The sequence below is a fragment of the Klebsiella ornithinolytica NBRC 105727 = ATCC 31898 genome, from assembly GCF_001598295.1.
In the GTDB taxonomy this organism is placed as follows: Bacteria; Pseudomonadota; Gammaproteobacteria; order Enterobacterales; family Enterobacteriaceae; genus Klebsiella; species Klebsiella ornithinolytica.
The window spans coordinates 311,688-324,773 of the sequence record NZ_BCYR01000006.1 but is presented as its reverse complement, the minus strand read 5'-3'; the positions used below and the strand labels follow the sequence as shown (position 1 = coordinate 324,773).

Here is a 13,086-nt window from a genome sequence, read left to right as displayed (position 1 = left end):
GTCCAAAAACGTCCGTGTTTATCAGAACTTCTCAATCACCGTACGGCTGATGATTTCGTCCTGTACCTCTTTGCACAGCTCAACGAAGTAGGCGCTGTAGCCGGCGACGCGGACGATCAGGTCGCGATATTTTTCCGGCTCCTGCTGGGCTTTTTTCAGCACTTCGTTATCGACGTAGCTGAACTGCATCTGACCGTTGCCGAGAATCGATGCCGTGCGCAGCAGGGTAATCAGGCCATGGCGACCCTCAGGTGTGTCCAGCAACCCTTTGAGGAACTTGAAGTTATGCACCATGCCGATATTCATGGTCTCCACGTTCATCTTGCTGACTGACTTGATGATGGCGGTTGGACCCTGCTTATCCGCCCCCTGTGTCGGGCTGATACCATCGGAAAGCGGCATCCATGCCAGACGGCCGTTCGGCGTGGCGTTGGTCAGCTCGCCAATCGGCGTGTTGTTGGAGATAGAGAGGGTGCCGTGGCTCAGCGTGGAGTAGAGCATTTTGTACTTGCGGCACTCGCGCTCGGTCCACTCGGTAATATCCAGCGCGTACTGGTCAACGTAGTTATCGTCGTTACCGTATTTCGGCGCGTTCAGGCAGTCGCGGCGCAGGGCCTCAAAGCCTTCAAAGTTCGCCAGCATCGCATCGCGCATCTGTTCGAGGGTGTACTTCTTATCTTCGAACACCAGCTTACGAATCGCCGCCATCGAATCGACGTAGGTCGCCAGACCGGAGAAGATCAGCCCCGGGCCGTGGTTGATCATCGCGCCGCCGGCGGCGACGTCTTTGCCGCTCTCCATGCAGCCTTCCACCAGCAGCGACATCAGCGGTTTCGGCGCCACGTCGCGGTGCACGCGCTGGCTGATCACCGTGCCAATTGCCGACAGACGGACGATATGGGCAATCTGCTGTTTCACCGCCGCGTCAAACTCTTCGAAGGTGCGCAGCTCACGCAGGTCGCCGGTATCCAGCCCCTGATAGCTATCGAACAGCACCATCCGGCCGCGGTTTAAGACGAACTCGATGGCGATAGGCCACTGGGTGTAGCCGGTGGAGGTCCACTGATAGATGCGGCCGGATTTCTGCGGTTCGACGCAGCCCATCAGGCAGTAGTCGCGGGCATCTTCGAAATCGAAGCCCTTACGCAGCATCATCTTGATATGAGAGTCATCGAAGTGGCAGGCCGGGAAGCCCATCCCCGCCTTGACGACGTCGACGATTTTTTCCATGTACTTCTGCGGCGACTGGTTGTGAATACGGCAGGCCAACGACGGCTGGTAAACCTTCACAAAGCGCACGGCATCCATAATCAGATAAGTCAGGTCGTTACAGGCATCGCCGCCGGAGCGTTTCTGACCGCCAACGGTCAGGTTGATAAACGGCTGATAACCGGCGAAGTATTTCGCCCCCAGCTCGCTCGACATCCACATCAGTTCGGCGCATTTGATAATAAAAGCCTGCAGCAGCTCCAGCGCAGCTTCGTGAGTCAGGCGGCCTTCGCGAATATCGGCTTCAAACATCGGGTAGCAGTACTGGTCCACGCGGCCCAGCGACAGGCCGGTCTGGTTCTCTTCAATTTCAAACAGCGACTCCACGGTCCAGATACTTTGCAGCGCTTCCTGCAGAGTCTTCGGCGGGTTCGCCGGGACGTTCTGGTTCACTTCGGCAATGGTCAGCAGCTCGGCGCGACGCTGGGCGTTTTGCTCAATAGCGGCCAGCTCACGGGCGCGCGCGGCGATGCGATGCGCATAGTTAATCACCCCTTCGCAGGTTTCAATCGCCGCCTTGTAGTAGTAGATGCGGTCGATATCTTCCGGGTTTTCCATGCTCAGGCTGGCAAGATGCGCCTCCGCGTCGGCTTTAATGCCGTTCATCCCTTTGGTGAACAGCAGCACGTCATAGCCCGGGCAGGTATCGCCGCCGCCGTTGATCTGATGGTAGGAGAGGTCGCTGACGAAGGTTTCGCCGCTGAACGCCCACACGCCCGCTTCGCGGTACTGGGCTTCACAGATCTCATCCAGCGAGCGGCCTTCCCAGAACGGGACGATCTCTTCGCGGATGGTTTTCTTATCTTCTTCGCTGATCTCAAACGGATCCTGCGGTCGGGTGCTCATGGTATCGAGTTCGTCGCGCACCCAGCGCCAGGCGATATCCGGCGAGAAGGCCCCGGCGCGCGGCTTGCCGCACGGATGGCCGACGATCAGCTCATCGTCCTGAATCAGGATCGGCGCGGTTTCGCAGGCGTGACGGAAAGCTTTGGCGCGCAGCAGAATGGTCGGCATACCCGGATTTGCTTTCACCACCTCGGTAAAGGCCAGCGCGCGATAGATAGAGACGCTCGGGCGTACCGTCAGGTAGTGGTTGCGCAGGCGCTGCATGCGCGGAGTCAGCCCTTCTGCTGTTGTCGTTTCGCTACAGGCGGCAAACGGCGCGGCGGAGACCTTTTGTTCGCCGTGGAACAGACGCACCGGCAGATTGAGCGCGCTCAGATTCCGCTGTGCGCAGAGGAACAGTGCGGAAAGTTCGTTGATGATTGTGCTGGGGTCATCGAGGCTGGCGCCGTGGCGCAGGGCGTCGAACATCGGGTAGCCGTCGATGGCGCAGGCGGCGCGGACTTCGCTCAGCTGTGCCAGTTTGAACCACAGGCACTCAACGATTTCATAGGCCCGTTGCGGCGTCAGGGTGCCGTTGGCGATGTCGCGCTGATACCACGGCAGCAGAGCCTTATCGGCACCTTCCGGGTTTACCGCATAGCTGCCGTTGTCCAGCTGCAGCGCCAGCTGAAACAGATAAAATGCCTGGCAGGCCTCTTTGAAGTTACGTGCCGGGTGGGCCGGAACGTGATGCAGAATCGCCGCGCTCTCCAGCAGCTCGGCCTGGCGGTACGGGTTGCTTTCCGCCGCCGCGAGCGTTTCGGCGCTGGTGGCCAGATTCTGCGCCAGGGCGAGGAGGGCGTCGCAGGCGTAAATGGCGGCCCGGCAGCCGTTGACTTCATCCATACCGCTGCGGCTGACGGCGCTACCCAGGCTGCGGGTTTTCTCTTCCAGCTGGTGTTTAATCGCTAGCGCGCCTTTTTCAACAATCAGCCGGTAATCCGGGGAGTCCAGGTCGCTGCTGAGATTCAGGAAACGGAACGCCGACGGACGCTGCGCGGCGCTTTCATCGTGAAAAATTGCCCCGTGCGGTTTGCGGGTCTGGTCGCCGACAATGAGCTCATCGGGGCTGATGCACAGCGGCAGCTGGCGCATCAACTCATAGAAACGACGCGCCGGCTTGACGGCGGCGGGAATGCCCGCGATATCGCCATCAAGGGCGTTCAACGTGGCGGCATGCTCGGTGCACAGGGTGCTTTTATGTGAGAGTAAACGTTCAGCCAGCACGTGGACGCGCGGCGTTAAGCTGTAGTGTGCCATGTAGTATTCTCCAGATGTTCTGTTCCGCGGCTGATTAACAACCCGGCTGTGGATGCTGTGTCCGCCTGCTTGCAGGGGGGCGGCTGTCGTCTGACCCGGCCTACAAATCACTCAATGATCAACCGGTTATCTGTTACCCGCAGGCCCGCGCAAGCGGAGCGACGCCGGTCGATTCCAGGTGACCGGTCCACGCCCGGCGATAGAGTTCGCTTAAAGCGTGAGCGTCCGGCGTACGTGGGTTGGTCGGTGTACAGCTGTCGCGTAGCGCCTGGCCAACCATCTCCGCCAGGCGTTGTTCAAACTCAGCGCTGGAAATGCCGGTATCACTAATGCCGGCCGGCATCGTCATTTCGTCTTTTAATGTCTGAATCGCGACCAGTAAGCTGGCGACGCCCTGGCGGGTATTGGCCGCCGGCAGATCCAGCAGATGGGCTAAGCGCGCATATTTGCGCGCGGCATCGGTCGCGCACTGCCCGTGATAATCGGCGTTCCAGGCCACCACCTCGGCCATTAACAGCGCGTTCGCGCGGCCGTGGGGGACGCGAAAGACGCCGCCAAGCGCATGGGCCAGGCTGTGGGTGATACCCAGCGAAGCGTTGGTAAACGCCATGCCCGCCATACAGGAGGCGTTGTGCATCTTTTCGCGGGCCAGCAGGTTGTCGCCGCTGCGCCAGCAGGTGGGCAGATAGCGGAAAACCTGCTGCACCACTTTTTCCGCCAGCGCATCGGAAAAATCGCTGGCGGCGCGGGAGACGTAGGCTTCCAGCGCGTGGCACAGGACGTCCATCCCGGTATCGGCGGTGATGGACGGCGGGACCGAGGCCACCAGCGCCGGGTCGAGAATGGCGATATCCGGCAGCAGCGTCGGATCCACCAGCACCAGTTTTTCAGCATGGGCCTTGACGACCGAAAAGGCGGTCACTTCTGAGCCGGTACCGCTGGTGGTCGGGATCGCCACGAAGCAGGGACGCTGGCGCCCGGCCTGCGGACGGGTCTGCGCAAGGGCGAAAATAACCGCTTTGGCCGCGTCAATGACCGACCCGCCGCCCAGCGCCACCACCAGATCCGGATAGCTGGCATCCATCAACTTCATCCCGCGTACGATGGTGGCGATATCCGGATCCGCCACCACGTCATCCCAGACCTGGAAAGCGATGCCGCGCTGGCGCCAGGGGCCAGTCACGCGATCGGCGAGGCCAAATTTGACCATCGCCTTGTCGGTCACCAGCAGGACGTTGCGGGCGGGGAGCTCGTCCAGAACCGCTAGCGCGTCCTGACCAAAGCGGATCCGGGGTTTCAGCAAAAATTCACTCATTGGGTTATTCACTCCTTAAGCGTCCCGAAACACGTTCTCGACAATGGCGACCACCGACATGGCTTTGTAGCGCTCGGCGTTGAGCGCGAAATACTCTTCAGCCAGGACGATGTCGTGCATGCCGGCGCCGACGCTATCGACGGCGACCCAGGTCTGGTCCTTCATGGGCTGCTGGTCATCGTCCAGTTTGACGATCAGCAGCAGGTTACTGCCGCGTAGCTCTGCGCATTTCTGCGTGGCGACGACATGTCCGACTACCTTTGCGAGAATCATTGTTTTTATCGCCTTATTTCAATGCATTGCTGGCCTAAGCGCTCAAGCACCTGGCGGATGATGCGTTCCACGTTCTGCTCGTTGATCTCGCCTTCCGCTTCGACGGCGGCGGCGACAGCAAAGCGGTTATCAGCCCCTGTATCGCCGGCGGTAGCGACCGGGGTCGCGGCGCCTGGAGAGGTGAAGCGCACGTCGTCGAGAATGCTGCGCTGCGGGTTATCTGTCGGCGTGACGATGGTCGGCTGCGGTTCAGGGCGGCTGCCCGGGGCGCGCAGTTCATCGATGGAGCGTATGCCGTAGCCGACCCGGCGGATGTTGAGCAGGTTCATCGGTCCGACGTTATCGGAGCTGGAACCGCCGCCAACTGCGCCGCAGCCGAGCGTCAGCGCCGGCGTGATATTGGTGGTGGCTCCGATGCCTCCCAGCGCCGCCGGGGTGTTAATCAAAATGCGGTTAACCGGTTTTTCGAGGCAGAACTGGCGAATCACATCCTGATTGCGGGTATGGATAACCAGCGTATGGCCGAGGCCTTCGTTGGTCAGCAGTTCCATCACCCGGTGACAGGCCGCTTTCCAGTCCTCTTCCACGTACAGGCCGAGAATGGGACACAGTTTTTCGCGGGAGTAAGGGTTCTGGTGAGAGACGGTGGTCTGTTCGGCGATCAGCACTTTGGTGCTGGCCGGAACGCTGAAACCGGCAAGCTGGCTGAGATACAGTGCGGTTTTACCCACCACTTTCGGATTGATGGTGCCGTTCGGGCGCAGAAGCAGAGCCGCCATTTTGGCCGCTTCACCTTCATTCATGAAGTAGGCGCCCTGGGCTTCGAGTTCACGATGCACATCGTTATAAATGCAGCGTTCGACGATGATTGACTGCTCGGAGGCACAGATCACGCCATTATCGAAGGTTTTGCTGGTGATAATATCTTTCACCGCGTGATGAATATCGGCGCTGCGCTCGATAAAGGCCGGTCCGTTTCCCGGGCCGCCGCTAATGGTCGGGGTGCCGGAAGCGTAGGCCGCGCGAACCATGCCTTCGCCGCCGGTCGCCAGAATCAGCGAGACGTCTTTGCTGTGCATCAGTTCTGAAGTGGCTTCGAGGGTCAGTTGGCTAATGGCGTCAACGCTGCCTGCCGGTGCGCCTGCGGCTTCGGCGGCGCGCTTGACGATCTCGATCGCCTTCCAGCTACACTGACGTGCGCCCGGATGCGGGGAGAAGATAATCGCGTTGCCGGCTTTCAGGGCAATCAGCGTTTTGTAGATCACGGTAGAGGTTGGGTTTGTTGACGGGACCAGCGCACAAATCACGCCCAGCGGCACGCCCACGTCCATCACTTTTTTTAGCGGATCGTCATGAATGATGCCGACGGTCTTCATATCTTTGATGGCGTCGTAAACGCGCAGCGAAGCGAAACGGTTCTTCAGCACTTTATCCTGCCAGTTGCCAAATCCGGTCTCTTCCGCAGCCATTTTCGCCAGCGCTTCGGCGTGGTGCGCGGCTTCCTGGGCCACGTTTTTCACGATGGCGTCGATTTGTTGCTGCGAAAAGGTGGCCAGAATCGCCTGAGCCTTTTTGGCGCTGCGCACCAGTTCCCGCGCGTTCTGGCGGGACTGCAAATCGTTATCCAGTTCAATCATGAGTCTATCCTTCATCAGACTAAAAGAGTGGAGACGGGGCGCGCCCTGTCAGGTCATGCTTTATGCTGCGACGCGATTTTTTCGATATCGTTATGCGGACGCGCAATGACGCGAGAGGTGACCACTTCACCGATGCGTTTTGCCGCCTCCACGCCGGAGTCAACGGCCGCATTGACCGCACCGACGTCGCCTTTTACCATCGCGGTGACCAGCCCGGAGCCGACGTTTTCATAGCCAATCAGCTCGACGTTGGCGGCTTTACACATCGCATCGGCGGCTTCAATACAGGCCACCAGACCTTTGGTTTCGATCAGACCAAGCGCTTCTTTCATCATGTTGTCTCCCGTTATTCCGTCACTTTGTAATGTGCGACGATCTTGTTGATGTCGTTATGCGGACGGGCGATAACCAGCGAGGTCACCACTTCCCCAATGCGTTGTGCCGATTCCACGCCGGAATCCACCGCCGCTTTCACCGCGCCGACGTCGCCTTTCACCATCGCGGTGACCAGGCCGGAACCGACGTTTTCATAGCCGATCAGCTCGACGTTGGCGGCTTTACACATCGCATCCGCCGCTTCGATACAAGCCACCAGACCTTTGGTTTCAATCAGACCTAATGCATCACCCATTTGCGTTCTCCTGGCCTTAAGCCTTGTGTTTAATGACGATTTTGTTGATGTCGTTATGCGGACGTGCAATCACCAGCGAGGTCACCACTTCTCCGATGCGCTGCGCCGATTCCACGCCGGAATCCACCGCTGCTTTCACCGCGCCGACATCGCCTTTCACCATGACGGTGACCAGGCCGGAGCCGATGTTTTCATAGCTAATCAGCTCGACGTTGGCGGATTTGCACATGGCATCCGCTGCTTCAATGCAGGCCACCAGGCCTTTGGTTTCAATAAGCCCCAATGCATCACCCATTGTGATCTCCTCCAGAACAGGTTTTGTGATTCGGGAAAACCGTCCGCGTAACGGCGTCAACACGCGGCAGCGGCGTTCGACGTCCACTATAGGGAAATGAAGATGGAGTGAAATTTAAATCCGTGAAATGTTTGTTTTTAGGTTTTTACTCTGTGATTTAGCCTTTTGTTGCCGCTTTTTTATCTGTTTGTGCTGATGTGACGTAAGGGATTTGGCGTTACCTCGCGCGGTTTTTTGCGCGTTGAGACGCGCCGCGGGGAATGTTAACGGGGTGCTAATTTATTGCGGACGCGGGGTAATATATCCCTCATTTAAATGTGGGTATGGTCATGTTTTTTAGCGCCAGATAAATGCAAAAAGTGCGCTTTCGCGGCGAGGGCGATACCGGGAAAGCAGGGGAGGGAGATTAATCGAACTGACTGCCGGATTTCAGGGTGCAGACATAGAGCGGGGAGTTAATGGAGCTCAGCAGAATTGCTTTCTCGTTGAGCTTCTGGGCGTTGAGAAACAGGCCATCATGGCTGTCGGACATTTCTCGCATAAAGTAGGCAAAGATAACGTCCGGTGACTCATCGATTGACGAGGCGCTGGATTCCCACTTGCTGATGCGGTAGTGGCGTTCGGTCGATGAGATGCGTTGGCTGGTCCAGTTAAACTTGACGTAGCGCTGCAGATAGAGCCAGCCGGCCGCGGAGTCGGTATAGCCCTCGACGACCATCGAGCCCTTGCCGTTGGCGGCAAAATTAAAATGAATATTACCGTTGACGTTCTCCTTCTCCATGTTCTCAAAACGCATGATGGCTTTGGTCGAGCAGCTCATCACCCCGTCTTTTTCAACGGGCAGCAGTTTCCAGGCGCTGACCCCGGCCGCGACGATAAATACCAGCGTAGAGAGGGCGAAAAAGGGGCGAGGAGCGAGTCTCATTGCGGCTTCCAGGAGTAGTAGAAATAGTTATCGCAGTAGCTGAACGGGTTGTCTTCATGCATGGCGCAGTGGGCGAGGAACACCCGGCCCAGCCCGTTGGTTTCCAGCCTGTCGCCATAGAAGAAGACGAAGCGTTCGCCGGGTTTGCACTCCAGCTTCAGCCGCTGGCGTACCTCATCAAAATTCCTGGCGTAGGCGGTGGCGGAGACCGAACGCAGCATCTCGTCACTGGCCAGCAGTTCGCACTGGCTGTGGGTCATCTGCGTCAGGGTGATGGGACGGGATTCGCCGCCGCCGACGAAAGCAAACGCCAGCAACAGCAGCGCGATGGCCAGCAGACTGGCGCCGGCCATATACCAGCAGGTGCCTCGCGCATGCCGGGAGGGGGCGGGATCTTCCTCGGCGCGGGTGAAGGGGGCCCCGGACTCCTGCATCGGCGCGACTTCTGCCGCGGGCTCAGACGGCGCCTCCGCTATGTCGTCAATAATGGCGATGGTTAATTCGGGGTTGAGCTGCAGCATACCGCGCGACACCGTGACGATGATGTTCTCGATGTCGTAATGACGGAAGGTTTTGCGCAGCATGCTCAGATACTGGTTGAGGTTGCTGTTGGATGACGTTAATCCGTTGTCATCCCACACTTTTTTTAGTACCTCATCGCGGCTGATAACATCGGTATGGCGCAGGAAATAGTAGAGCAGCGCGCTGGCAGTGATAGACAGCTGGCTGTCAGGTTCGGTGCTTCCCGGTAGGGTGAGTGTGCCGTCCGTTGCATCATAAATGAGACGGGCATTGATGTTGTAGCGCATCGCGGCCTCAATCTAAGAGCCTACATGAGGCTATTTTATTTGTCAGTCTGGTCCAGGGAGCGTCTACGTATTTCACGTATGCCCGGGTGCTCCAGACGGCCTGCAACCATCCATAACGCCTGACGGGGCAGGCTTTTCCGGCATCACGCCGGCAGCGTCATCCGCGTCAGATCGCGCACCAGCGATCGGCGGTGGTCGGCGCCCATGGTGCGTCCCTCCGTCAGTTCCGACAGCCAGATACCGTCCGCCGCATAGCGCACCAGGGTGCCGGTATGGCTATTATCCAGCGCATCACCCTGTGCCAGATGCCCCAGCATCCAGTCTCGCCAGCATTTTCTCAGCACCGGCTCATCCGGCATCGCCAGGGACAACACCATCAGCTGCCGGCTTTCGTGGGTATCCGTCAGGTCAGAGAGATAGTGCAGGTAGGCGCGGGTAAAACGGCCATAAGAGACATTATCGGCCGCCATCAGCCCCGAGATGGCCTCTTCCATAATGGCCAGCAGACGGGCGAACAGCGCAAAAATGAGCGCCTGCTTGTTGGGGAAATGGTGCAGCAACCCGCCTTTACTGACGCCTGCTTCACGCGCGACGGCATTCAGCGAGAGCGACGCGATGCCATCCCGGCCGGCAATCATTGCCGCCGACTCCAGCAGCTGCTGATGCAGGCGTGCAGGATCTTTTTTTCGGTGCTGGGCTTCCATATTCATGGCCCGAATCATACCGACCAGACGGTATGATTATTTTTGATAGCGATCAAGATGCGGGGCGGTGTCGCGCAGTGAATTGTCGTTATTGCGCGGGGGGTCACAATTCGTCATATGAATTCCGGTGGTATCTGCGGCATCTCAGCGACCACCGGAAAGGCATTACTTTGTCGTCTGATGCAGCGCAAACCCGCGTTCGCCAGGCGCCAGCTCCGGGCGCAGCGTCAGGGACGGGATCAGATAGTCGCCGTGGTTTTGCCGGCGGAAGGGGATTGGCGCGGTGCTAGCCAGCGTATCCAGCCGTTGCCCGAGTTCCCGGCACTGCTGCGCAAAGCGCTGCTCGTCCGTTTTCTCGGTGCGGTAGAATACCAGCGGCGGCAGCACCTCGAAGCCGGGATAAAACAGCATCCCGTGCTGGATCGGAAACAGGATATCGTTAATCGGCCCGTTAATGCCGCGCGGGGCGTAGTGCTCCTCCCAGCCGCCGGTGGTGACAACCAGCATCGCCCGTTTGCCCGCCAGGGTGCCTTCGCCGTAGCGATCGCCCCAGTGGCGGTCGCTGTGCTCCCCGACGCCGTAGGCGAAACCGTAGGCGTACACCCGGTCGATCCAGCCCTTCATAATGGCGGGCATCGAGAACCACCACAGCGGAAACTGGAAAATCACCGTATCCGCCCACCGCAGCTTCTCCTGTTCCGCAACGATATCCGCGCTTTGGGTTCCCTGTTCAAAGGCCTGCTTTGAATCGAGGGTCGAGCGCCAGAACTCGCCGACCGGCGGGGCGCTGCTGTCGTCGGCATCAAAGCCCGCTTTCCAGCGCATGGCGTAGAGATCGGAAACCTGCACCTCGTGGCCGGCATTGTGCAGATGCTGGACGGCAAAATCCTTTAGCGTGCCGTTCAGGGAGCGCGGTTCCGGATGGGCGTAAATCAGCAGTACTTTCATGAGAATCACCTCTGAGTCGTGGAGAGCTGCAGAGTAGGCGGCTGGCCGTTATAGTAGAAATTAATTACTTAAATCTCAGGTATAGCCGTGATTAATTTACATCGTCTGGATCTCAACCTGCTGCGCACCCTCGACGTGTTGCTGAGTGAGCATAACGTTACGCGAGCGGCGCAGCGGCTGAACCTGTCTCAGCCGTCGGTCAGCATCCAGCTGGCGCGCCTGCGGGAAATTTTTGCCGATCCGCTGCTGCTGCCCGGCCCGCGCGGGATGCTGCCCACCGCCCGCGCCGATGCGCTACGCGGGCCATTGCGTGATGCCCTGCAGGCGCTGGAGCTGGCGGTCGCCCCCGCCGACAGTTTCGACCCGCTGACGGCGGCGCAGACCTGGCGCATAGCGGCGACGGACTATATGGCCTCGGCGATCCTGCTGCCGGCGCTGAATATCCTGCGCCGCGCGTCCCCGTCGAGCCGGCTGGCGGTCTTTGAGCTCCAGCCTTCGCGCCTGGTGCAGCAGGCGGAGCGCGACGAGGTCGATCTGTTCTTTCATACCCGAGACGGCGCTCCGCCGGAGCTGCATCAGCGGCTGCTGTTCAGCGAGCGCTACGTGCTGGCGGGCAGAGCGGGGCATCCGGCGCTGCGGGCGCCGTTGAGCCTGGCGCAGTTTTGCCAGCTGGATCAGGTTATGGTCTCCCCGGACGGCGGCGGCTTCAGCGCGGCGACCGATATCGCGCTGGCCAACCTCGGGCTTTCGCGGCGGGTTGTCCTCTCGGTGCCACATTTCCTGTTTATGCTGGAAACGCTGCGCAGCAGCGATCTGGTCGCCATGCTGCCGGAGCGGCTGCTGCGCGGGATGAGCGGGCTGACGGTTATCGAGCCGCCGCTGGCGATTGCCGGGTTTGATATGCTGATGCTGTGGCACGAGCGCTGGCACCGCGACCCGGCGCACCGCTGGCTGCGCCAGCAAATTGTGAGTTCACTGGAGGATTGAGCCATGTTAAGCGGATTGAATCACCTGACCCTGGCGGTCAGCAGCCTGGCGCCGAGCGTGGCGTTTTATCAGCAGCTGCTGGGAATGAGGCTGCACGCGCGCTGGGATAGCGGCGCCTATCTCTCCTGCGGCGACCTGTGGCTGTGCCTGTCCCTCGATCCGCAGCGGCGCATTACCCCGCCGGAGGAGAGCGACTACACCCACTACGCGTTTAGCATCGCAGAGGCCGATTTCGCCGGGTTCAGCGCGCGGCTGGAAACGGCCGGCGTGGCGGTGTGGAAGGTGAACCGCAGCGAAGGGGCGTCGTATTATTTCCTCGACCCGGACGGCCACAAGCTGGAGCTGCACGTCGGCAGCCTCGCCCGGCGCCTGGCGGCGTGTCGCGAGCAGCCGTATAGGGGGATGGTGTTTTTCGACGAGTGAACAGGGCATAACCTTTACAAATCAGCCCCTGAAAATGTGAGGTTTTTTCCAGCATTGATCGTATACTTGCCTGATAATTGTATATACGTTTTTGTATATACAATCGGGATAAATGCTATGCCAATGGAGTTTGAATGGGATGCAAACAAGGCAGCAAGCAATCTAAGAAAACATGGGATTCGATTCGAGGAGGCGGTACTGGTTTTTGACGATCCGCAGCATCTTTCCCGCCAGGATCGTTATGAAAACGGTGAGCATCGATGGCAAACCATCGGCCTCGTTCATGGAATTATCGTTATTCTTGTGGTGCATTCGGTCCGCTTTGAAAGCGGGGCTGAGGTGATTCGTATCATCAGCGCCCGGAAGGCGGACGGCAAAGAGAGGAGTCGTTATGAGCACAGTTAAATATAAGCGCGACAATCCGGCCGGGCTTAGCGCTCAGCGTGAAGACGAGCTCAGAGCGCTGGCGAACAAAGCGGATGGCGAAATTGATTACAGCGATATCCCCGCTTCAGGTGATGAACAGTGGCCGGACGCGGTACGCGGTAAATTCTACCGACCGTTGAAAACCCAGGCCTCTGTCCGCATCGACGCTGATGTGATGGAGTGGCTTAAACGCCCGGGAAAAGGTTATCAAACCCGGCTGAACGCGATTTTAAGAGAAGCGATGAACCGCGATCTGGGTGAGAAATAAGCCTCTACCGGCCATGCCTGCGCGTTCCCGG

15 protein-coding genes are annotated in these 13,086 nt (G+C 59.2%); 4 read left to right on the top strand and 11 right to left on the bottom strand.

The annotated features are described in order from the left end of the window. Positions 1-21: 21 nt before the first annotated feature. The 11 genes from cutC to ROR01S_RS14610 form a co-directional block, all read right to left on the bottom strand. Entirely contained in the window at positions 22-3,414 is a 3,393-nt protein-coding gene (cutC, locus tag ROR01S_RS14660) for a choline trimethylamine-lyase (RefSeq protein WP_004857480.1), read from the bottom strand. Positions 3,415-3,547: 133 nt separating this feature from the next. After that, entirely contained in the window at positions 3,548-4,729 is a 1,182-nt protein-coding gene (locus ROR01S_RS14655) for a 1-propanol dehydrogenase PduQ (RefSeq protein WP_004857481.1), read from the bottom strand. A 15-nt stretch (positions 4,730-4,744) separates the two neighbouring features. Further along, on the bottom strand, positions 4,745-5,002 hold the full coding sequence (locus ROR01S_RS14650; protein ID WP_004857483.1) for a EutN/CcmL family microcompartment protein: 258 nt from the start codon (positions 5,000-5,002) through the stop codon (positions 4,745-4,747). Between the two features lie 5 nt (positions 5,003-5,007). Beyond that, entirely contained in the window at positions 5,008-6,639 is a 1,632-nt protein-coding gene (locus ROR01S_RS14645; protein ID WP_064359616.1) for an acetaldehyde dehydrogenase (acetylating), read from the bottom strand. Positions 6,640-6,692: 53 nt separating this feature from the next. After that, positions 6,693-6,971 carry a BMC domain-containing protein gene (locus tag ROR01S_RS14640; RefSeq protein WP_015585230.1) on the bottom strand — a complete coding sequence of 93 codons (279 nt, stop codon included), beginning with the start codon at positions 6,969-6,971 and terminating at the stop codon, positions 6,693-6,695. 14 nt (positions 6,972-6,985) lie between these two features. Beyond that, a complete protein-coding gene (locus ROR01S_RS14635) occupies positions 6,986-7,270 on the bottom strand; it encodes a BMC domain-containing protein (RefSeq protein ID WP_004857488.1) in 285 nt (94 codons plus the stop codon). 16 nt (positions 7,271-7,286) lie between these two features. Next, the gene (locus ROR01S_RS14630; protein ID WP_010634659.1) at positions 7,287-7,565 is read right to left on the bottom strand and encodes a BMC domain-containing protein; all 279 of its coding nucleotides are present in this window, start codon (positions 7,563-7,565) and stop codon (positions 7,287-7,289) included. Positions 7,566-7,971: 406 nt separating this feature from the next. Next, on the bottom strand, positions 7,972-8,490 hold the full coding sequence (locus tag ROR01S_RS14625; RefSeq protein WP_015585229.1) for a FidL-like protein: 519 nt from the start codon (positions 8,488-8,490) through the stop codon (positions 7,972-7,974). Further along, positions 8,487-9,299: a winged helix-turn-helix domain-containing protein gene (locus ROR01S_RS14620; protein WP_004857492.1), complete on the bottom strand. Its 813-nt coding sequence runs from the start codon at positions 9,297-9,299 to the stop codon at positions 8,487-8,489. The genes ROR01S_RS14625 and ROR01S_RS14620 overlap by 4 nt, the downstream gene beginning before the upstream one ends. A gap of 143 nt (positions 9,300-9,442) precedes the next feature. Further along, positions 9,443-10,021 (bottom strand): TetR/AcrR family transcriptional regulator, encoded by a 579-nt coding sequence (locus ROR01S_RS14615; protein WP_004857495.1) that lies wholly within the window; start codon positions 10,019-10,021, stop codon positions 9,443-9,445. A 147-nt stretch (positions 10,022-10,168) separates the two neighbouring features. Continuing rightward, positions 10,169-10,951: an NAD(P)H-dependent oxidoreductase gene (locus tag ROR01S_RS14610; protein WP_064359615.1), complete on the bottom strand. Its 783-nt coding sequence runs from the start codon at positions 10,949-10,951 to the stop codon at positions 10,169-10,171. 87 nt (positions 10,952-11,038) lie between these two features. On the opposite strand from ROR01S_RS14610, the gene ROR01S_RS14605 reads away from it, so the two are divergent. From ROR01S_RS14605 to ROR01S_RS14590, 4 genes are all read left to right on the top strand, one after another. Continuing rightward, the gene (locus tag ROR01S_RS14605) at positions 11,039-11,938 is read left to right on the top strand and encodes a LysR family transcriptional regulator (protein WP_064359614.1); all 900 of its coding nucleotides are present in this window, start codon (positions 11,039-11,041) and stop codon (positions 11,936-11,938) included. A gap of 3 nt (positions 11,939-11,941) precedes the next feature. Then, positions 11,942-12,361 (top strand): FosA family fosfomycin resistance glutathione transferase, encoded by a 420-nt coding sequence (locus tag ROR01S_RS14600; protein WP_064359613.1) that lies wholly within the window; start codon positions 11,942-11,944, stop codon positions 12,359-12,361. A 117-nt stretch (positions 12,362-12,478) separates the two neighbouring features. Beyond that, positions 12,479-12,766, top strand: coding sequence for a BrnT family toxin (locus tag ROR01S_RS14595; protein WP_015585223.1), 288 nt, complete (start codon positions 12,479-12,481; stop codon positions 12,764-12,766). Continuing rightward, a complete protein-coding gene (locus ROR01S_RS14590; RefSeq protein WP_044348936.1) occupies positions 12,753-13,055 on the top strand; it encodes a BrnA antitoxin family protein in 303 nt (100 codons plus the stop codon). Before ROR01S_RS14595 ends, ROR01S_RS14590 begins: the two co-directional genes overlap by 14 nt. Positions 13,056-13,086 lie beyond the last annotated feature (31 nt).

What these genes read in the sequence shown, in the direction of transcription:
- cutC (WP_004857480.1), bottom strand. Translation starts at nt 3,414, where the DNA reads ATGGCACACTACAGCTTAACGCCGCGCGTCCACGTGCTGGCTGAACGT.
- ROR01S_RS14655 (WP_004857481.1), bottom strand. Translation starts at nt 4,729, where the DNA reads ATGAGTGAATTTTTGCTGAAACCCCGGATCCGCTTTGGTCAGGACGCG.
- ROR01S_RS14650 (WP_004857483.1), bottom strand. Translation starts at nt 5,002, where the DNA reads ATGATTCTCGCAAAGGTAGTCGGACATGTCGTCGCCACGCAGAAATGC.
- ROR01S_RS14645 (WP_064359616.1), bottom strand. Translation starts at nt 6,639, where the DNA reads ATGATTGAACTGGATAACGATTTGCAGTCCCGCCAGAACGCGCGGGAA.
- ROR01S_RS14640 (WP_015585230.1), bottom strand. Translation starts at nt 6,971, where the DNA reads ATGAAAGAAGCGCTTGGTCTGATCGAAACCAAAGGTCTGGTGGCCTGT.
- ROR01S_RS14635 (WP_004857488.1), bottom strand. Translation starts at nt 7,270, where the DNA reads ATGGGTGATGCATTAGGTCTGATTGAAACCAAAGGTCTGGTGGCTTGT.
- ROR01S_RS14630 (WP_010634659.1), bottom strand. Translation starts at nt 7,565, where the DNA reads ATGGGTGATGCATTGGGGCTTATTGAAACCAAAGGCCTGGTGGCCTGC.
- ROR01S_RS14625 (WP_015585229.1), bottom strand. Translation starts at nt 8,490, where the DNA reads ATGAGACTCGCTCCTCGCCCCTTTTTCGCCCTCTCTACGCTGGTATTT.
- ROR01S_RS14620 (WP_004857492.1), bottom strand. Translation starts at nt 9,299, where the DNA reads ATGCGCTACAACATCAATGCCCGTCTCATTTATGATGCAACGGACGGC.
- ROR01S_RS14615 (WP_004857495.1), bottom strand. Translation starts at nt 10,021, where the DNA reads ATGATTCGGGCCATGAATATGGAAGCCCAGCACCGAAAAAAAGATCCT.
- ROR01S_RS14610 (WP_064359615.1), bottom strand. Translation starts at nt 10,951, where the DNA reads ATGAAAGTACTGCTGATTTACGCCCATCCGGAACCGCGCTCCCTGAAC.
- ROR01S_RS14600 (WP_064359613.1), top strand. Translation starts at nt 11,942, where the DNA reads ATGTTAAGCGGATTGAATCACCTGACCCTGGCGGTCAGCAGCCTGGCG.
- ROR01S_RS14595 (WP_015585223.1), top strand. Translation starts at nt 12,479, where the DNA reads ATGCCAATGGAGTTTGAATGGGATGCAAACAAGGCAGCAAGCAATCTA.
- ROR01S_RS14590 (WP_044348936.1), top strand. Translation starts at nt 12,753, where the DNA reads ATGAGCACAGTTAAATATAAGCGCGACAATCCGGCCGGGCTTAGCGCT.